The 18,880-nt window shown below is 74.6% G+C and carries 12 protein-coding genes, 3 tRNA genes and 2 pseudogenes; 7 read left to right on the forward strand and 10 right to left on the reverse strand.

Annotated features, from left to right (window positions below; translation table 11 throughout):
• The first annotated feature begins 111 nt into the window (after nucleotides 1–111).
• The 3 genes and pseudogenes from VM636_RS21130 to VM636_RS21140 all read left to right on the forward strand — a co-directional run bounded on the left by VM636_RS21130 (nucleotide 112) and on the right by VM636_RS21140 (nucleotide 4,809).
• Nucleotides 112–1,377, forward strand: a complete 1,266-nt coding sequence (locus VM636_RS21130; RefSeq protein ID WP_030419735.1) for an FAD-dependent oxidoreductase — start codon at nucleotides 112–114, stop codon at nucleotides 1,375–1,377.
• Nucleotides 1,378–1,465: 88 nt separating this feature from the next.
• The gene (gene dnaG / locus VM636_RS21135) at nucleotides 1,466–3,394 is read left to right on the forward strand and encodes a DNA primase (protein ID WP_053912517.1); all 1,929 of its coding nucleotides are present in this window, start codon (nucleotides 1,466–1,468) and stop codon (nucleotides 3,392–3,394) included.
• A gap of 135 nt (nucleotides 3,395–3,529) precedes the next feature.
• Nucleotides 3,530–4,809 (forward strand): annotated as a pseudogene (locus VM636_RS21140) (RNA polymerase sigma factor).
• Between the two features lie 54 nt (nucleotides 4,810–4,863).
• Here the strand turns inward: VM636_RS21140 and VM636_RS21145 are convergent.
• The 4 genes from VM636_RS21145 to VM636_RS21160 form a co-directional block, all read right to left on the reverse strand.
• Entirely contained in the window at nucleotides 4,864–6,792 is a 1,929-nt protein-coding gene (locus tag VM636_RS21145; protein WP_030419732.1) for an ABC transporter ATP-binding protein, read from the reverse strand.
• Nucleotides 6,792–8,525, reverse strand: a complete 1,734-nt coding sequence (locus VM636_RS21150) for an ABC transporter ATP-binding protein (RefSeq protein WP_053912519.1) — start codon at nucleotides 8,523–8,525, stop codon at nucleotides 6,792–6,794. Before VM636_RS21150 ends, VM636_RS21145 begins: the two co-directional genes overlap by 1 nt.
• A gap of 201 nt (nucleotides 8,526–8,726) precedes the next feature.
• A complete protein-coding gene (locus VM636_RS21155; RefSeq protein WP_030419730.1) occupies nucleotides 8,727–10,178 on the reverse strand; it encodes an FGGY family carbohydrate kinase in 1,452 nt (483 codons plus the stop codon).
• A gap of 54 nt (nucleotides 10,179–10,232) precedes the next feature.
• On the reverse strand, nucleotides 10,233–10,538 hold the full coding sequence (locus VM636_RS21160) for a YtxH domain-containing protein (protein ID WP_030419729.1): 306 nt from the start codon (nucleotides 10,536–10,538) through the stop codon (nucleotides 10,233–10,235).
• Nucleotides 10,539–10,686: 148 nt separating this feature from the next.
• Here VM636_RS21160 and VM636_RS21165 point away from each other — a divergent pair.
• The 3 genes from VM636_RS21165 to VM636_RS21175 all read left to right on the forward strand — a co-directional run bounded on the left by VM636_RS21165 (nucleotide 10,687) and on the right by VM636_RS21175 (nucleotide 11,121).
• Nucleotides 10,687–10,759, forward strand: a tRNA-Asn gene (locus VM636_RS21165).
• A 5-nt stretch (nucleotides 10,760–10,764) separates the two neighbouring features.
• Nucleotides 10,765–10,837: transfer RNA gene (locus VM636_RS21170), tRNA-Asn, on the forward strand.
• A 210-nt stretch (nucleotides 10,838–11,047) separates the two neighbouring features.
• Nucleotides 11,048–11,121: transfer RNA gene (locus tag VM636_RS21175), tRNA-Ile, on the forward strand.
• A 114-nt stretch (nucleotides 11,122–11,235) separates the two neighbouring features.
• Here the strand turns inward: VM636_RS21175 and VM636_RS21180 are convergent.
• Nucleotides 11,236–11,595 carry a DUF6204 family protein gene (locus VM636_RS21180; protein ID WP_053912520.1) on the reverse strand — a complete coding sequence of 120 codons (360 nt, stop codon included), beginning with the start codon at nucleotides 11,593–11,595 and terminating at the stop codon, nucleotides 11,236–11,238.
• A 221-nt stretch (nucleotides 11,596–11,816) separates the two neighbouring features.
• Between VM636_RS21180 and VM636_RS21185 the strand changes: the two genes are divergently transcribed.
• Nucleotides 11,817–11,984, forward strand: a complete 168-nt coding sequence (locus tag VM636_RS21185) for a hypothetical protein (RefSeq protein WP_199809365.1) — start codon at nucleotides 11,817–11,819, stop codon at nucleotides 11,982–11,984.
• 39 nt (nucleotides 11,985–12,023) lie between these two features.
• Here the strand turns inward: VM636_RS21185 and VM636_RS21190 are convergent, their stop codons facing one another.
• The 5 genes and pseudogenes from VM636_RS21190 to VM636_RS21210 all read right to left on the reverse strand — a co-directional run bounded on the left by VM636_RS21190 (nucleotide 12,024) and on the right by VM636_RS21210 (nucleotide 18,535).
• Nucleotides 12,024–13,430: a GAF domain-containing protein gene (locus tag VM636_RS21190; protein WP_030419727.1), complete on the reverse strand. Its 1,407-nt coding sequence runs from the start codon at nucleotides 13,428–13,430 to the stop codon at nucleotides 12,024–12,026.
• Between the two features lie 21 nt (nucleotides 13,431–13,451).
• A complete protein-coding gene (locus VM636_RS21195; protein WP_030419726.1) occupies nucleotides 13,452–14,486 on the reverse strand; it encodes a rod shape-determining protein in 1,035 nt (344 codons plus the stop codon).
• 614 nt (nucleotides 14,487–15,100) lie between these two features.
• Nucleotides 15,101–16,556, reverse strand: a pseudogene (locus VM636_RS21200) (acyl-CoA synthetase).
• Nucleotides 16,557–16,680: 124 nt separating this feature from the next.
• Nucleotides 16,681–17,772 carry a MerR family transcriptional regulator gene (locus VM636_RS21205; protein WP_030419724.1) on the reverse strand — a complete coding sequence of 364 codons (1,092 nt, stop codon included), beginning with the start codon at nucleotides 17,770–17,772 and terminating at the stop codon, nucleotides 16,681–16,683.
• Nucleotides 17,773–17,902: 130 nt separating this feature from the next.
• A complete protein-coding gene (locus VM636_RS21210) occupies nucleotides 17,903–18,535 on the reverse strand; it encodes a hypothetical protein (protein ID WP_030419723.1) in 633 nt (210 codons plus the stop codon).
• Nucleotides 18,536–18,880: the final 345 nt, after the last annotated feature.

Raw genomic sequence — 18,880 nt, forward strand, 5'->3', positions numbered from 1 at the left:
AATCCCCCCGGGGCACCGGTCTTCCTGGCCTGATCGGGTCACTCCCCCTTCCCGCGCCCGGCAGGGTGCGGGACGCTCGCATGTGGCGGCACCCTGACGAGGAGGCAACAAGTGGTCGACGCGGATCAGACATTCGTCATCGTCGGAGGAGGGCTGGCCGGCGCGAAGGCGGCCGAGACGCTCCGCACCGAGGGTTTCACCGGACGGGTGATCCTCATCAGCGACGAACGCGACCACCCCTACGAGCGCCCGCCGCTGTCCAAGGGCTACCTGCTCGGCAAGGAGGACCGCGACAGCGTCTTCGTGCACGAACCCGCCTGGTACGCGCGCCACGACGTGGAACTGCACCTCGGCCAGACCGTCGTCGCCATCGACCGGACCGCGAAGACCGTGCACTACGGCGACGACGGCACCCGCGCCTCCTACGACAAGCTGCTCATTGCCACCGGCGCCGAGCCCCGCCGCCTCGACGTGCCCGGCACCGACCTGGCCGGCGTCCACCACCTGCGCCGCCTCGCCCACGCCGAGCGGCTCAAGGGCGTCCTCGCCTCCCTCGGTCGGGACAACGGCCACCTGGTGATCGCCGGCGCCGGCTGGATCGGCCTGGAGGTCGCGGCGGCGGCCCGCCAGTACGGCGCCGAGGTCACCGTCGTCGAACCGGGCCCCACCCCGCTGCACAGCGTCCTCGGCCCCGAGCTGGGCGCCCTGTTCGGCGAACTCCACCGGGCGCACGGCGTCCGCTTCCGCTTCGGCGTCCGGCTGACCGAGATCGTCGGCCAGGACGGCATGGTCCTCGCCGCCCGCACCGACGACGGCGAGGAGCACCCCGCGCACGACGTGCTCGCCGCGATCGGCGCCGCCCCCCGCACCTCCCTCGCCCAGGCGGCCGGCCTGGAGATCGCCGACCGGGCGCACGGCGGCGGCATCGTCGTCGACGAACGGCTGCGCACCTCCGACCCCGACATCTTCGCCGCCGGGGACGTGGCTTCCTTCCCGCACGCCCTCTTCTCCTCCCGGCTGAGGGTGGAGCACTGGGCCAACGCGCTCAACGGCGGCCCGGCCGCGGCCCGCGCCATGCTCGGCCAGGAGGTCGCCTACGACCGCGTGCCGTACTTCTTCTCCGACCAGTACGACCTCGGCATGGAGTACTCCGGCTGGGCGCCCCCCGGCTCCTACGACGAGGTGGTGATCCGCGGGGACGCGGCCAAGCGCGAGTTCATCGCCTTCTGGATGAAGGAGGGCCGCGTCCTGGCCGGGATGAACGTCAACGTGTGGGACGTCACCGACGCCGTCCAGCGGCTGATCCGCGAGCGCGTCACGGTGGACACCGAGGCCCTCGCCGACCCGCACGTCCCGCTCGACGGCCTCGCCGGCTAGCCGCCCCCGCCCCCGCCCCCACCGCGACGACCAGGCACGCGGCGCCACCGGGACCCGGCACCGGCGGCGGCCACCGTAGACTTCAGGCGTGGCGGGACGGATCAACGACGAGGACGTGAAGGCGGTACGGGACGCGGTCCCGATCGACGCCGTCGTCTCCGAGTACCTCCAGCTGCGCAACGCGGGCGGCGGCAACCTGAAGGGCCTGTGCCCCTTCCACGACGAGAAGTCCCCGTCCTTCCAGGTCAGCCCGAGCAAGGGGCTCTTCCACTGCTTCGGCTGCCAGGAGGGCGGCGACACCCTCACGTTCGTGATGAAGATCGACCACCTCACCTTCTCCGAGGCGGTCGAGCGGCTGGCCGCGCAGGCCGGCATCACCCTGCGCTACGAGGAGGGCGGCTACAACCCCGCCCACCAGCGCGGCGAACGCATCCGCCTGGTCGAGGCGCACAAGATCGCCGCCGAGTGGTACGCCGAGCAGCTCGCCGGCGGCGCCGAGGCGGAGACCGGCCGCGCCTTCCTCGCCGAGCGGGGCTTCGACCAGGCCGCCGCCGAGCACTTCGGCGTCGGCTACAGCCCCCAGGGCTGGGACCACCTCACCCGGTACCTGCGCGGCAAGGGCTTCACCGACAAGGAACTGCTGCTGTCGGGCCTCTCCCAGGAGGGCCGCCGGGGCCCCATCGACCGCTTCCGCGGCCGGCTGATGTGGCCCATCCGCGACATCGGCGGCGACGTCGTCGGCTTCGGCGCCCGCAAGCTCTACGAGGCCGACAACGGCCCGAAGTACCTCAACACCCCCGAGACCGCGATCTACCGCAAGTCCCAGGTGCTGTACGGCATCGACCTGGCGAAGAAGGACATCGCCAAGTCCTCCCGCGCGGTCGTCGTCGAGGGCTACACGGACGTCATGGCCTGCCACCTGGCCGGCGTCACCACGGCCATCGCCACCTGCGGCACCGCCTTCGGCGGCGACCACATCAAGATCCTGCGCCGGCTCCTCATGGACAACGGCTCGGCCCGCGTGATCTTCACCTTCGACGGGGACGCGGCCGGCCAGAAGGCCGCCCTGCGCGCCTTCGAGGACGACCAGAAGTTCGCCGCCGAGACCTACATCGCCATCGCCCCCGACGGCATGGACCCCTGCGACCTGCGCCTGGCCAAGGGAGACGAGGCCGTCGCCGACCTGACCGAACCACGCACCCCGCTCTTCGAGTTCGCGCTGCGCCAGATCACCGCGCGCTACGACCTGGACACCCCGGCCGGCCGCGCCGCCGCCCTGGACGAGGCCGCCCCGGTCGTCGCCCGGATCAAGAACAGCGGCGCCCAGCACGAGGTCGCCGTCCAGCTCGCTGGCATGCTCGGCATCCTGGACACCCAGTTCGTGGTCAAGCGCGTCGCCCAGCTCGCCCGCTGGGCCCGCGAACGCGGCGGCAAGGCCTCGGTGTCCGGCCCCGGCCGGTCCCGGCAGGGCGGCGCCGAGGCGTACGCGGTCCCCGCCCCGGCCGCCCCGCGCGGACCCGCCCTCACCCTGCGCAACCCGGTCTTCGCCACCGAGCGCGAACTGCTCAAGCTCGCCCTCCAGCGGCCCGAACTGGTCTCCCCGGCCTTCGACGCGTACGGCGTGGACGAGTTCACCGCCCCGCCCTACGCGGCCGTGCGCCAGGCGGTCCTGGAGGCCGGCGGCGCCGAGTTCGGCGTCCAGGACCCGCAGGACTACCTGGTCCGGGTCCGCGAGGCCGCCCCGGACGACACCGTCCGCGCCATGGTCACCGAACTCGCCGTCGAGGCGATCATGGTGCACCGCGGGGTGAAGGACGTCGACGAGGTCTACGCCGGCGTCCAGCTCGTGGCCGTCCGCCGCCGCGCCGTCGAACGCCGCATCCGGGACATCACCAGCCGCCTCACCCGGCTCGGCACCCAGGGAGACCCGGCCGAACTCGCCGCCGTGCAGAACGAGTTGTGGGTGCTCCAGCAGTACGACCAGGCCCTGCGCGAACACGGCGCCGCCGCCCTGTGACCCGCCGGGGCACCCGCCCCGCCGCCCCGCCGCCCGTCGCCCCACCGCCGCCGCGCCCGCCGGTCCCGGCCGGCCGCGACGCCCCCCGGTCACGGGCCGGACGCAAAAAGTCACCGCACGCCCCTCGTGGCGGCGATGTGTCGTACCCCACACTGGTGTGCGGTGCCTGAGTCCCCGGAGCGCGGCCGGCCCGTCCCCCGACGGGCCCGGACCCCCGCCGTGCCGTTCCCGCCCGCCGACCGGCAGCGGCGAGGCCGCCGGCTCCGCCCGACGTACCGCCGCCGTCCCCCGCCGGCGGCGTTCATCCTGGAGGTCGCCCCGTGCAGACCCAGACCCTCACCCCCGCCGACACGGCCGCCCCCGAGGCGCAGGCCGGCGTCCTCGTCGCGATGCCCCCGCCCCGCCGCGCCCCCCGCCGGGACGCCCCCGCCCCGGCCGGCGGCCCCGCCGCGCCGCCCCGCCGGGCCGGATCGCCGTCCGCGCCCGCCCGCGCCGAGTCCGGCGGCCCCTCCTCCGACCTCTTCCGCCAGTACCTGCGCGAGATCGGCCGCATCCCGCTGCTCACCGCCGACGAGGAGGTCGAACTCGCCCGCAGCGTGGAGGCCGGCCTCTTCGCCGAGGAGAAACTCCGCCTCGCCACCGACCTCGACAGCGGGCTCGCCTCGGACCTCGACCGGCTCGTCGTCAGGGGCCGGGTCGCCAAACGCCGTCTGATCGAGGCGAACCTGCGCCTGGTCGTCTCGGTGGCGAAACGGTACGTCGGACGCGGGCTGACCATGCTCGACCTCGTCCAGGAGGGCAACCTCGGCCTGATCCGGGCCGTGGAGAAGTTCGACTACGCCCGCGGCTACAAGTTCTCCACCTACGCCACCTGGTGGATACGCCAGGCCATGTCCCGCGCCCTCGCCGACCAGGCCCGCACCATCCGCGTCCCCGTCCACGTCGTCGAACTCATCAACCGGGTCGTCCGCGTCCAGCGCCGCCTGCTCCAGGAACGCGGCCACGAACCCACCCACGAGGAGGTCGCCGCCCACCTCGACCTGCCCCGGGAACGGGTCGGCGAGGTGCTGCGCCTCGCCCAGGAACCGGTCTCCCTGCACGCCCCCGTCGGCGAGGAGGACGACGTCGCCCTCGGCGACCTCATCGAGGACGGCGACGCCGCCAGCCCCGTCGAATCCGCCGCCTTCCTGCTGCTGCGCGAACACCTGGAGGCGGTCCTGTCGACCCTCGGGGAACGCGAACGCAAGGTGGTCCAGCTCCGCTACGGGCTGGCCGACGGCCGCCCCCGCACCCTGGAGGAGATCGGCCGCATCTTCGGCGTCACCCGCGAGCGCATCCGGCAGATCGAGTCCAAGACCCTGGGCAAGCTCCGCGACCACGCCTTCGCCGACCAGCTCCGCGGCTACCTCGACTGACGACGGCGGACGGGGGCCGCGCCACGCGGCCCCCGTCCGCCGTGCGGCACGGACCTACTCGACCTCGGCCACCGCCTCGGCGAACTGCGCCTTGTACAGCCGCGCGTAGGCCCCGCCGGCCGCCAGCAGCTCGGCGTGCCCGCCCTGTTCCACGATCGACCCGTCCTCCATCACGAGGATCGTGTCCGCGTCCCGGATGGTGGAGAGCCGGTGCGCGATGACGAACGCCGTCCGCCCGTGCGCCAGTTTGGCCATCGCCTTCTGGATCAGCACCTCGGTGCGGGTGTCCACCGAACTCGTCGCCTCGTCCAGCACCAGGATCACCGGGTCGGACAGGAAGGCCCGCGCGATCGTGACGAGCTGCTTCTCGCCGGCGCTCACCCCCGTGCCCTCGTCGTCCAGCACCGTGTCGTAGCCGTCGGGCAGCGTCCGCACGAACCGGTCGGCGTGCGCCGCCCGCGCCGCCTCCTCGATCTCCCCGCGCGTGACCTCGCGCCGGGCGCCGTAGGCGATGTTCTCCGCGATGGTCCCGCCGAACAGCCAGGTGTCCTGGAGCACCATCCCGATCCCGGCGCGCAGTTCGTCCCGGGACATCGCCGCGATGTCGACGCCGTCCAGGGTGATCCGCCCGCCGGAGACCTCGTAGAACCGCATCAGCAGGTTGACCAGCGTGGTCTTGCCCGCGCCCGTCGGTCCCACGATGGCCACCGTGTGGCCCGGCTCCACGGTGAGCGACAGGTCCTCGATCAGCGGCGTGCCGGGGTCGTAACGGAACGACACGTGCTCCAGCGCGACCCGTCCCCGCAGCTCCTCCGGCCGCACGCCCGGGACGGGGTCCGCCGACTGCTCCTCGGCGTCGAGGAGTTCGAAGACCCGCTCCGCCGAGGCCACGCCCGACTGCACCAGGTTCGCCATCGACGCGATCTGCGTCAGCGGCATCGAGAACTGCCGGGAGTACTGGATGAACGCCTGCACGTCGCCGATGGACAGCGTGCCCGTGGCCACCCGCAGCCCGCCGACCACCGCGATCAGCACGTAGTTCAGGTTCGACACGAACATCATCAGCGGCTGCATGATCCCGCTGTTGAACTGCGCCCGGAACCCGGCCTCGTACAGCGCCTCGTTCTGCTCGGCGAACTGCTGCGCGGACTCCTCCTGCCGGCCGAACACCTTCACCAGGGTGTGCCCGGTGTACATCTCCTCGATGTGCGCGTTCAGCTCGCCCGTGGAGCGCCACTGCTGCACGAAGTGCGGCTGCGACCGCTTGCCCACCCGGGTCGCCACCACGAACGACAGCGGCACCGTCACCAGCGCCACCAGGGCGAGAATCCAGGAGACGTAGAACATCATCACCAGCACGCCGAGCACGGTCAGCACCGAGTTGATCAACTGGCCCATCGACTGCTGGAGGGTCTGGCCCATGTTGTCGATGTCGTTGGTCGCCCGGGACAGCACCTCACCGCGCTGACGGCTGTCGAAGTACGATAGCGGCAGCCGCGACAGCTTCGTCTGCACGTCCTCCCGCAGCCGGAACATCGTCCGGTTGACCGCCCGGTTCACCAGCCGGGTCGCCACCGCCATCAGCAGCCCCGCCACCAGGAAGGTGCCGAGCGCGAGCAGCAGCACCTGGCCGACGGCGGTGAAGTCGATGCCCCGGCCCGGCGTGAAGTCGGTGCCGCGCAGCATGTCGGCGATCCGGTCCTCGCCGCGCGCCCGCATCGACTCCAGGACCTGTTCCTTCGTGGCCCCGGCCGGCAGGTCCCGGCCGACGATGCCGCCGAAGACCAGGTCGGTGGCCTTGCCGAGGATCTTCGGCCCGATCACGCTCAGGCCGACGCTGACGACCACGCAGGCCAGCAGCGCCCAGATCGTCACCCGTTCCGGCCGGAACCGGCCGATGAGCCGCTTGCCCGATCCCACGAAGTCCATCGACCGCTGGTCGGGACCGGCCCCGGCCATCATGCGCCCCCCAGGCCCGGCCATCAGGCAGCCTCCGCTTCCGTGAGCTGGGAGAGCACGATCTCCCGGTACGTCTCGTTCCCGGCCATCAGTTCGCGGTGCCGGCCGACACCGACCACCTGGCCCTCGTCCAGCACGACGATCCGGTCGGCGTCCCGGATCGTCGCCACCCGCTGCGCCACGATCACCACGGTCGCCTCGGCCGTCTCCCGGGACAGCTCGGCGCGCAACGCCGCGTCCGTCGCGTAGTCCAGTGCGGAGAAGGAGTCGTCGAAGAGGTAGATCTCCGGACGCTGCACCAGCGTCCGGGCGATGGCGAGCCGCTGCCGCTGGCCGCCGGAGACGTTGGTGCCGCCCTGCGCGATGGGCGCGTCCAGCCCGCCCTCCAGCCGCTCGACGAACCCCTTGGCCTGCGCCACCTCCAGCGCCCGCCACAGCTCCTCGTCACCGGCGTCCGGGTTGCCGTAGCGCAGGTTCGTCGCCACCGTGCCGGCGAACAGGTACGGCTTCTGCGGCACCAGGCCCACGGTGCGGGCCAGCAGCGCCGGGTCGAGGCGGCGTACGTCCACCCCGTCGACCAGCACCTCGCCCTCGGTCGCGTCGAAGAGCCGGGGCACCAGGGAGAGCAGCGTGGTCTTGCCGCTGCCGGTCGACCCGATGACGGCGGTCGTCTCGCCGGGCCGCGCCACCAGGCCGACGCCGCGCAGCACGGGCTCCTCGGCGCCGGGGTAGCGGAAGCCCGCGCCCCGCAGCTCCAGGCGGCCCCGCCGGTGCAGTACGGTGACGGGCGCGGCCGGCGGCACCACACTGCTCCCGGTGTCCAGGACCTCCTGGATGCGCTCGGCGCACACCTCGGCGCGCGGCACCATCATGAACATGAAGGTGGCCATCATCACGGACATGACGATCTGCATCAGGTAGGCGAGGAAGGCGGTCAGGTCGCCGATCTGCATGCCGCCGCTGTCGATGCGGTGCGCGCCGAACCAGACCACCGCGATCGACGACAGGTTCACCACCGTCATGACCACCGGGAACATCAGCGCCAGCAGGTTGCCGGTGCCGAGCGCCACGTCCGTCAGCTCCGTGTTGGCCTTGCGGAAGCGCCGCTCCTCGTACGTGTCCCGGACGAAGGCCCGGATCACGCGGTTGCCGGTGATCTGCTCGCGCAGCACCCGGTTCACCGTGTCGAGGCGCTCCTGCATCGAGCGGAACAGCGGGCGCAGCCGCCGCACGATCAGCGTCACGCTGACCGCGAGCACCGGGATCACTCCGAGCAGCACCCCGGACAGCGGCACGTCCAGGCCGAGCGCCAGCACCACACCGCCGACGCACATGATCGGCGCCGACACCATCAGGGTGAACGTCATCAGGGCCAGCATCTGGACCTGCTGCACGTCGTTGGTGGTCCGCGTGATCAGCGAGGGCGCCCCGAAGTGGCCCACCTCGCGCGCGGAGAAGGACTGCACCCGGTCGAAGACGGCTCCCCGTACGTCCCGGCCGAGCGCCGCGGCGGTGCGGGCACCGAAGTACACGGCGCCGATGTTGCACACCACCTGGGCGAGCGAGATGGCGATCATCACGGCGCCGAAACCCATGATGTAGCCGGTGTCGCCCTGGACGACACCGTTGTCGATGATGTCCGCGTTCAGGGTGGGCAGGTAGAGGGTGGCGCAGGTCTGGAGGAACTGGAGCGCCACCACCAGGGCGATGGGTTTCTTGTAGGGCCTCAGATGGGCCCGCAGCAATCGTATGAGCACGCTGGGTCTCTCGGAGTCGGCGACGGGGCGAGTGGTTGCCCCTGGCCCCTATCGTCGAACACTCCACCCGCGTTACCTCAACCGGTTTTCCGGCGGCGCGGACGGCCTTCGGGGGCGCGCACGGTCTCCGGGGAGCCCCGCGCGCCCCGGCCCCGGGCGGGCCGCCCCCGGTCCCGGGCGGGCCGCCCCCGGTCCCCGCGCCTACGCGCGCAGGGCCCCCGGGTGGGTCTGCTCGCGCACCGACACGTACTGCTGGCGCACCGCCTGGCCGACCGCCAGGTTCTCGCCCGGCTCCAGCACCTGGGCGACCGGGCCCTGCCAGACCGGGGGAGTACGGGGGTCCAGCGTGCCCTGCGAGGCGCCGAGCGCCCAAGCCGCCTGCCGGGCGGCGCCGATCGCCGCGTAGTCGGCCGGCTGCGGGACGACGACCTGCGTGCCGAAGAGCGCGGGCGCCACCTCCTGGACCGCCGGCAGCTCGGCCGCCGCGCCCAGCAGGAAGACCCGCCGCACGTCCACGCCCCGCGCCCGCAGCACGTCCAGCGCGTCCGCCAGGCCGCACAGCATCCCCTCGAACGAGGCCCGCGCCAGGTGCTCCGGCTTCATCGACTCGCGCCGCAGACCGGCCAGGGTGCCGGCGGTGTGCGGCAGGTTCGGTGTCCGCTCGCCCTCCAGGTAGGGGAGCAGGACGAGCCCGTGCGAACCCGGCGTCGACTTCATCGCCAGGCCGGACAGGGACTCCAGGTCCGGCACGCCGAGCAGTTCGGCGGCGCCGCGCAGGGCCCGTACGGCGTTGAGGGTGGTGACGACGGGCAGGTGCATGCCGGTCGCGTCGGCCAGGGCCGTGATCATCCCGGACTGGTCGGCGAGCGGTTCGGAGTGGACCGCCATCACCGATCCGGAGGCGCCCAGCGAGACGACCGCGTCGCCGAGGCCGATGCCGAGCCCGAAGGCGGCGGCCATGGTCTCGCCGGTGCCGGCCGAGATCAGCAGCCCCTCCGGGGTGGTGCCGGCCGCGTCGGCGGGCCCGATCACCTCGGGCAGGACGACCTGCCGGCCGAGGGCCAGCTCGACCAGGTCGGGCCGGTAGCCGCCGGTCGCCGCCGACCAGTAGCCGGTGCCCGAGGCGCCGCCCCGGTCGGTGGTGCGGCGCGGCGGACGGCCGAGCAGTTGCCAGACCAGCCAGTCGTGCGCCTGGAGCACGCCCGCGGTGCGCGCGGCGGACTCGGGCTCGCTGCGGGCCAGCCAGCGCAGCTTGGTCACGGCCTGGGCGGCCTGCGGCACGCTGCCCACGGACTGCGCCCACGCCTCGCGCCCGCCGAAGGCGTCGATCAGGTCGGCCGCGGCCACCTGCGCCCGTTTGTCACCGCCGACCATCGCCGGGCGCACCGTGTTGCCCTGCGCGTCCAGCGGCACGACCGCGTTGGCCTGTGCCGAGACCCCGATGGCCTGCACGCCCTCCAGCAGGCCGCCGCCGGCCGCCTCGCCGAGCGACAGGAGCCACGCCTGCGGGTCGACGTCGGAGGGGCGGCCGCCCTCGGGGCTCTCCACGGGATGCGGAGCGTATCCCTGCCGCAGCACGGCACCGGTGTCCGCATCACAGACGACGATACGAGTGAAATCGGGCGAACTGTCCAACCCGGCGACTATCCCCATGACCGAAATTCTGCCGTACGGCGAGAGATGCCGTACCCCATGGGGGCGGACGCCTCAGGTGGTGCTGCTGCCCCAGTCGTCGCGGCCCGCGCCGTGCGCGTTGCGTTCGCGCAGGGAACGCACCCGCTGGGCGACGGAATCGGGCATCCGTTCGCCGACCCGGTCGCTCACCGCGTGGTACGCCCGGTCCGCGAAGTGGCGGCCCTGCTGCGCCGCCGACTCGGCGGTGTTGCGGACCGCCGGGTTCTGTGCGACCTGCCGGGCGGACTTCCTGAGCTGTTCGTAACGCTCCCGCCCGGCCTTCGTGCCCAGCACGTAGCCGACGGCGAGCCCCACGACGAACGTGAGCCGGTAACGCATGGTGGCCACCCTTCCCTTGCGTGGTTCCTCGGCGCGGGGGGAACCGATTGGCGGAGCACCCCCCTGCTTGCGCTAATGTATGTGTCGCAGCGAACGCGCGCCCTCTGGCGGTTACCCAGGCGGGTGCGTTCGATGCGAGACGAGGCATTCCTCCGTAGCTCAATTGGCAGAGCAGCCGGCTGTTAACCGGCAGGTTACTGGTTCGAGTCCAGTCGGGGGAGCTCGGTCCTCCGTAGCTCAATTGGCAGAGCAGCCGGCTGTTAACCGGCAGGTTACTGGTTCGAGTCCAGTCGGGGGAGCAGGAGAACGAGGACCCCGCCAGGGGTCCTTTTTCCTGTGCGCCCCGCCTGTTCCCCAGGCGGTTTTCCCCCATCGGGAACCGCGGGGCGCGCGGCGGAGTCCTCATGGTCGTGAACGCGCCGGACGGGCCGACCATTCGAGGCAGGAGATCGTATGAGCGGCTATGCTGCGGCAGACGGCGCGCACACATGTACGCGACACGCCGCCATGGGGCGGTAGCTCAGCCGGTTAGAGCAACGGACTCATAATCCGTCGGCCGTGGGTTCGAGTCCCACCCGCCCCACCCTCGGCCCGTCGTCCCGGCCGCGTCCCCTCGCGGAACCGCGCGGGGACGGGGGCCGCCACCCCTCCGTGACAGGCCGGAAACGACCGGTCGGCCGCGTCGGCCTCCGGTGCCCTACGGGGTGTCGCGGGCGGCCTCGCGGCGCCGTCGCTTGCCCAGCGGAGCCTGGGAGAGGTCCTCCGCCTGGGACCGGAGGTTCTTGTGGCCGTAGCCGCGCTCCGTCAGCCAGGCCCTCGCGGCCTCCTCCGCCCGTTCGGACGCCTCCAGGATGTCCTCCTCTTCCTCCCCCGAGTCCAGGAAGCGGAAGGTGAAGGCGGAGCGCGCCGCGATGTCGTAACTGAGGTGCCCCTCACGGGTGAAGGCGGCGCGCAGGACGTCGTGTTCCGCGGCGTCGGCGAGGAGCGCGGCGCGCTGGTCGTCGTCGAGTCCGTCGAAGACGCCGCGTACGGTGACGCGGAAGGTGCGAGTGGTCATGCCCCGACCCTAGCCAGCGGTCCGGGCCGGGTCACCGGGGTTTCCCGGGGCCCTTCGCGCTTCCCGCTTCCCGCTTGCCGTTTCCCGTCTCCCGTTTCGCGCTTCCCTGTGGACGGCCGGCACGGGCGCCACCGGGGCGACCGTTCGCGGCCACGGGCCCGGCGGCGGCTTTCCCCGGGGAAGGGCGGGTACTCGGGGCGGGTGCGTGAGGAGGCAGGCAGATGAGTGACTTCACCCCCACTCCGTCGCAGGCCGAGGGCGAGCGCGACGACGAGCAGGACAGCGGGCGGCTGAGCCCGGTACACCCCACTCCGTCGCAGGCGGAGGGCGAGCGCGAGCAGACGCCCGCCGAGGAGGGGCGGGAGGGGGACGACCCGCACCGCGGCTGAGCCGCGCCGGCCCCGCGGGTGACCGTCGGCGCCCCCGCGTCAGAGCGGGGAGCACCAGAGGGTCGTCGTGCCGGGGCCGGCGTCGTCGCGGACGGTGAGGCGGACACCGTCCCGGTCGTCGGGCAGGGGCGTCGTCACGTCGACGGCGACCTCGACGCGGGTGACGCCCTCGCGGCCGGCCGCGTCGGCCAGCGCCTCGCGCAGCGCCGTGAGCAGGCGGTCGGCGACCGGGTCCGGGACGCGGTGGTCGACGGCGCCGGTGAAGCGCGCGGACACCGGGAAGCCGAGCCGCGCGGCGGCGCCCTCCGTCTCGCGCAGCACCCTGCCGCGCAGTCCCGTCGGCGGGCCGGCCGGTGGCTGCTGGAGGGCGAAGATCGCGGTGCGTACCTCCTGGACCGTGGAGCGCAGTTCCTCCACGGCCCGCCCGAGCACGTCGCCGATGGCGCCCGCGCCGGGCCGGCGCTGCGTGGACTCCAGCATCATGCCGGTGGCGAAGAGCCGCTGCACCACCAGGTCGTGCAGGTCGCGGGCGATGCGGTCGCGGTCCTCGTAGACGGCGAGGCGTTCCCGGCCGTGCCGGGCGTCGGCGAGGACCAGGGCGAGGGCGGCCTGGGAGGCGAACTGGGTGGCGAGCAGCCGTTCCGTCTCGGTGTAGGCGCGGTCGCCGCGGCGGCGCGGCAGCGCGAGGGTGCCGATCAGCCGTCCGCCCGCCTGGAGCGGCAGCATCATGCTGGGCCCGAACCGGTGCCGCACGTGCGTCGTCATCCGGGGGTCGGTCGCCGAGTCGTCGATGAAGACCGGCTCCCCGCCCAGGAGCAGGCGCAGGACGGGGCTGCCGGGCGCGATCGTGGCGCCGACGATGCCGTCGGGGTCGTCCGGCGCCGCCGCGGTCACGATCTCCATGCCGCCCTCCGGGGTCGGCTGGAGGATGACGCCCGCCGCGGCGTCGGCGAGGAGGCGGGCGCGTTCGGCGACGGTCGTCAGGGCGTCGCCGGCGTTCTGGCGGGTGAGCAGGGCCGTGGTGACGGCGGCGGCGCCCTCGATCCAGCGTTCGCGCTGCCGGGCCGCCTCGTAGAGCCGGGCGTTGCCGATCGCGATGCCGGCCCGCACCGCGAGGAACCGCAGGACCTGTTCGTCCTCGACGGTGAACGGGCCGCCGCCGGGCCGGCCGGTCAGGTGCAGGGCGCCGAACGGTTCGCCGTTCACGTCGATCGGCACCCGCAGCCGGTGGCCCGGCCCGGGTGCGCCGTCCGGGCCCCGCGCGCGGATCCCGGCCAGGCCGTCCCGCGCCGGGTCGGCGGTGGTCAGGGCGGCGTGCGCGGCGCCGGTCAGTTCGACGGCGCCGTCCACGATGTGCTGGAGGGTGCCCCGCAGGTCGAGGTCGGCGCCCACGTCGAGGACGGTTTCGAGGAGTCGGGTGGGCCGGGGAGCGGCCTGGCCGGTCATGGAGACGGTGTCCTCGGCGGCTCAGGACAGCGGGTCCAGCACCAGCGGCTCGACCAGTCCCTCCAGCATCGTGCCGAGGCCCTGCACGGCGCACACGCCGGGCCGTTCCGCGATGGTCACCGGCATGCCGGTCGCCTGACGCAGCATCTGGTCGAAGCCGGGGAGCAGCGCGCTGCCGCCGACCATCATGATCCCGCGGTCGGCGAGGTCGGCGACCAGATCGGGCGGGCAGTCCCGGAGCACCTTGCCGATGCCGTCGAGCACGGCGGTCAGCGGCGTCTGGATGGCGGCGCGCACGGCCTCCGTGTCGACCCGGACGCTGCGGGCCAGCCCGGTCGCCACGTCCCGGCCGTGGATCTCGGCCGACAGCGGTCCCCGCGCGGTCAGGCCGGTGCCGGACAGGGCGACCTGGAGGGGGCGCACCGACTGGCTGGGCAGCATGAGCTGGTGCTGGTGGCGCAGGTGCTGCACGATCGCGTGGTCCACGGCCTCGCCGCCGACCGGGATGCGCTCGGCGGTCACGATCGAGCCGAGGGAGAGCACCGCGACCTGCGTGGCGTGCGCGCCGCACACCATGATCATGGTGGCCTCGGGTCGCTCCACGGGCAGTCCGCAGCCGACGGCGGCGGCGATGAGCGTGTCCACGAGTTCCACCCGGCGGGCGCCCAGCCCGACCAGGGTCTCGATGGCGGCGCGCTGGGCGAGGGGGTCGGCGTCGTGCGGGGTGCAGGCGGCGGCGCGCAGCCGGGGCTTGCGGCGCAGGGTGCGGCGCACCTTGTCGCCGAGCAGGTGGCGGAGCATGCGCTGGGCCATCTCGATGTCGACGACCGTGCCGCCGGAGACCGGGCGCACGACGCGGATGTAACCGGGGGTGCGGCCGGTCATCCGCTCGGCCAGTTCGCCGACGGCGATGAGCGCGCCGGTGCGGGTGTTGACCGCGGCGGCGGAGGGCTCGTCGACGACGAGGCCCTCGCCCTTGACGTAGACACGGGTGCGGGCCGCCCCGAGGTCGACGGCGAAGTGGCAGCGGCGGAGCTGCTCCAGAGTGGCGGTCATGACGGGTCCTCCCGAGAGCGCATACCGTGCGGGGCCGCCGGATGGCGGCCCTGTCAGGCATCGTGCGCGGGCGCGGGGGCCGCCGCCTTCCGGGAGGGGCCGGGCGGGGGACCGCCGAACGGGGGCCCCGCGGCGTGTCGTGGGCGTACGGGGCCGGGGGTGTCCGCCGGGGCGGGGTGGGGGCGTGCGCGGGCGGGTGCGGACAGACGGACGGCGCCGCCTCCCTGGGACGGGGAGACGGCGCCGCGGGTTCTTCTGACCGTCAGACCAGCCAGCCGACGAAGTGGATGAGGCCGGCGAGGATGTCGGTGAGAAGGTTCATGATCGTGTTACTCCTTGCGTGATGCATGTGTGGGACCGCGCTCAACTACGGTCTGCAGCCCGTCGCTTGCGCACCGTAAGTATCGCGCGTCGCGGTGGGCTCATGCGACGCCTGAGGCAACGATCACCTGTTCCAGGGAACAACTGAGCGTGTGTTCGGGCTCCTTGTCGGGAACCGTCGCGCCCCCACCCGCCGCGCGCACGCTCCTCCGCGCGCCTCCACGCCCATCGTGACCGGCGTACTCGGCCCCGAGCGCCCCCCCACGGCCGCGCCTCCCCGCGCCGCTCGGCGCTCACGCACCCGCGCTCGGCCCCAGCGCGCGTTTCATGATCTTCCCCATGTCGTTGCGCGGCAGCGCGTCGAGCAGCCGCAGGACGCGGGGCCGCTTGTGCGGCGCGAGCCGGCCGGCCACGTGACCGGCCAGCTCGGCGAGGGACGGCGGGGACTGGGGGTCCGCCGGGACGACCCAGGCGACGATCCGCTCGCCCAGGTCGGCGTCCGGCTCCCCGGTGACGGCGGCCTCCCGTACCCCCGGATGCTCCAGCAGGGCGTTCTCGATCTCGCCGGCCCCGATCTTGTAGCCGCCGCTCTTGATCAGGTCGGTCGCCTTGCGGCCGACGATGCGGACCGAGCCGTCGCGCTCGCGCACCGCCATGTCGCCGGTGCGGAACCAGCCGTCGGCGGTGAAGGCGGCGGCGGTGGCGTCCGGCCGGTTGAGGTACTCGGTGAACAGGTTCGGGCCGCGCACCTGGATCTCGCCGACGCGCTCCCCGTCGTACGCGGCGAACGGCGTGCCGTCCTCCTCCACCAGTCGCAGTTCCACCCCCGGCAGCGGGACACCGACCGTGCCGGGGCGCGGTGCGCCGTCCGCCCGCACGCTGGTGTTCATCAGCGTCTCCGTCATCCCGTACCGTTCGACGACCCGGCGTCCGGTCGCCGCGGTGATCCGCTCGTGGTCGTGCACCGGCAGCGCGGCGGACCCGGAGACCAGCAGCCGCGCACCGGCGTACGCCGCCGCCAGCGCCGGATCGCCGGGCAGCGCCTCCGCGATCCGGTGGTACATCGTCGGCACCCCGAACAGCATGGTCGCGCCGTCGGACAGCTCCCGCGCCGCGCCGTGCGGATCGAAGCGGCCCAGATGGCGCACGCTCCCGCCGCGCCGCAGCGGGCCGAGCACGCCGAGCACGAGGCCGTGCACGTGGAACAGGGGCAGGCCGTGCACCAGCACGTCGTCGCCGGTCCACCCCCAGGCGTCGGCGAGCGCGTCCAGGGTGTGGGCGACCGCGCGCCGCGGGATGACGGCGCCCTTGGGCGGGCCGGTGGTGCCGGAGGTGTAGACGACCAGGGCCGGTGCGGGTGCCGGCGGCGCGGTCCTCGGGGACGGGGCCGCGCGCACCGGCGTCCACCTCGACGCGCCGGAGGCCCGCCACCGGGTCCGGCGGCGCGTCGCCGGGCGCGGCGAGCAGCAGGGAGGGGGCGCTGTCGGACAGGATGTGCGCCAGTTCCCTCCCGCCGGACCTCGGGTTGAGGGGGACGGCGGCGGCGCCGGCGAGCAGGGTGCCCACCACCGCGACGGCCGTCTCCAGGGTGGGCGTCGCCCACACGGCGACCCGGCCGGCCCCGCGCACCCGGTCGGCGACGGCACCGGCCGCCGCCGCGAGCCGCGCGTACGTCAGCGACCGGTCGCCGAACCGCAGGGCGACGCGCTCGCCCGGATCGTCCGTGAGGGCGGGGAAGAGGGAGGACACGGCACGCGCTCCTTGGCCTGGGCGACAGGGGTCCCCCCGTTCCTACACCAGCGCGCCGGGCCGGACGGAGGGGGCGGTGCCCCGGACGGACGCCGGGACGGCCGGGGCACCGCCCCCGGGGTGGTCAGGCCGCGTGGGCCGGGGCGTCCGCCACCACGCACGTGACGTTGTCCGGAGCGCCCGCCGTGCCGGCCGCGTCGATCAGCGACGCCACCGCCCGGTCCGGGTCCGGGGCGGCCGCGAGCAGACCGCGCAGCCGGGGCTCGGGGACGACCGCCGACAGGCCGTCGGAGCACAGGAGGTAGCGGTCGCCGGGAAGGGAGTCGTACAGGCGCAGGTCCGGGCGGGTGGCCGCGCCGTCCCCGGTCAGCGCGCGGGCGAGCAGGGAGCGCCGCGGGTGGGCCGCCGCCTCCAGCGGGGTCAGCCGCCCCTCGTCGACCATCGACTGGACCAGGGTGTGGTCGCGGGTGAGGAGCGAGAGGCCGCCGTCACGCAGGACGTAGGCCCGTGTGTCGCCGATGTGCGTCAGGGCGAGCCGCGGCCCGGTCCACAGCAGCGCCGTGAGGGTGGTGCCCGCCTCCCCGGCGCCGGAGGCGGCGTCCCGCACCGCCTCGGCGGCGGCCCGTACGGCCTCCTCCAGCAGGTCGAGCACATCGCCCGCGGGCGGCTCCCCCTGGTCCAGGAAGCGCAGGGCGCCGACGGCGGCACTGCTCGCGCCGGCGCCCGCCGTGCCGAATCCGTCGGCGACGGCGAGCAGGCGGGCGCCCGCGTAGGCGGCGTCCTGGTTGGCCGGGCGGACCCGGCCGGGGTCCGAGTGGGCGTGGTGGCGAAGTCGGGGTTCCGGCATGGTGACGTCGTCCTTTCCCGGCCCGGGGGCCGGTTCCCGTGTCAGGTGGGCGATCAGGAACGCGGCGAGGTCCCGCCGCAGGGCCGTCTCGGCCTCGACACGGGCCCAGTGGGCGGCGACCTCGCGGGCCGCGTCGGCGGGGCCGAGGGCGCAGACCTCCCGGACGGCGGCCAGCGGCATGCCGAGGCGGCGCAGCCGTACCACCAGCCGGGCCCGGTCCAGTTGGCCGGCCGCGTAGTAGCGGTAGCCGGTGTCCGGGTCGACGCGGGCGGGGCGCAGCAGCCCCAGGGAGTCGTAGAGCCGCAGCGCCTTGGGCGAGAGCCCGCAGGCCCTGGCGAAGGCGCCGATGGTCAGCAGGTCCTCGCGCATCCGGCCCCCCTCGTTCGCGTTCCGTCCCCGATGCTGGGGCTTCACCGAAGGGGAAGGTCAAGCGCCCGCTCCCGGTTCCGGGTTGCCGCACGTCACCGGCGGGGGCCGGGGCGCCCGCGGGCGCGCGCGGTCAGCCGGGCCGGCCGTCGGTCCCCACGCGTTGCAGCAGCCCCCACGTGAACTCCGCGGCCACCTCGTGCGGTACGCCCCGCGCGTCCGGCGCGGTGAGGAGCAGCCCCCACCGGGTGGGCGCCGAGCCCGGCACCGGCCGGGCCGGGGGGAAGGCGCGGGCGGCCTCGTCGACCGTGCACGACCAGGGCGTCAGCTCCTCCAGCGTGCGCGGCGCCGCGGCCCCGGCGCCCGGCGCGCGGACCAGCCAGGCGTTCCAGACGGTGCCGTCGGGCGCCGCCAGCACCTCGAAGCGCAGGTCCGGCCAGAGCGGCAGCGGCCACTGCCGGGCCTCGCACTCCAGGTCGCCGATCCGGCGCGGCACGACCGACTCCGGCGGCCCGAGGGCCGAGCGGACGTCCGGGCCCCGCACGCCCCCGAGGCCGTGGGGGAGGGAACGGCCCGAGCCGCGCCCCGGGGCGCGCAGCCGGGCCTGCCAGCGCCGGTTGGCCTCCCGCATGTCCGCGGCGGAGGCCCCCAGGGCGGCGCGGGCCTCCCGCACCAGGCCGGGGTTGTGGTCGGCCATGCGGCGCAGCAGCACCAACGTGAAGTCGAGGGGGGTGAAGGGGCCGGTGGGTCGCTGGGCGGGCGGCATGCGCCCATCGTCGCGCACGGGGGTCCACGGCGCCGCCTCCCAGGGCGAGGCCGTGCACCGCCCCGCCGCCCACGGGGGCCCGCCGTCGGCACCCCGCTCCACCCTCGCCGTCGGCGCCCCGCTCCACCCTCGCCGTCGGCACCCCGCTCCACCGCGCCGTCGGCGCCCGCACCGCCTGGGCCGTCGGGGCATGGTCCGTCACCCGCGGCTCCGGCCCCGCCGTCGGCACGGTGCGGCCGGCGCGTCCGCCGGGTCCCGTCGCCCGCCGGTCCGGCCGAGCGTCCGGCCTGTCACCCGCGGGCTCCGGCCCCGCCCCCGCCCCCGCCCCCGCGCCCCGGCAACCAC

Origin of the sequence: Streptomyces sp. SCSIO 75703, from assembly GCF_036607905.1 — a bacterium.
Classification (GTDB): Bacteria; Actinomycetota; Actinomycetes; order Streptomycetales; family Streptomycetaceae; genus Streptomyces.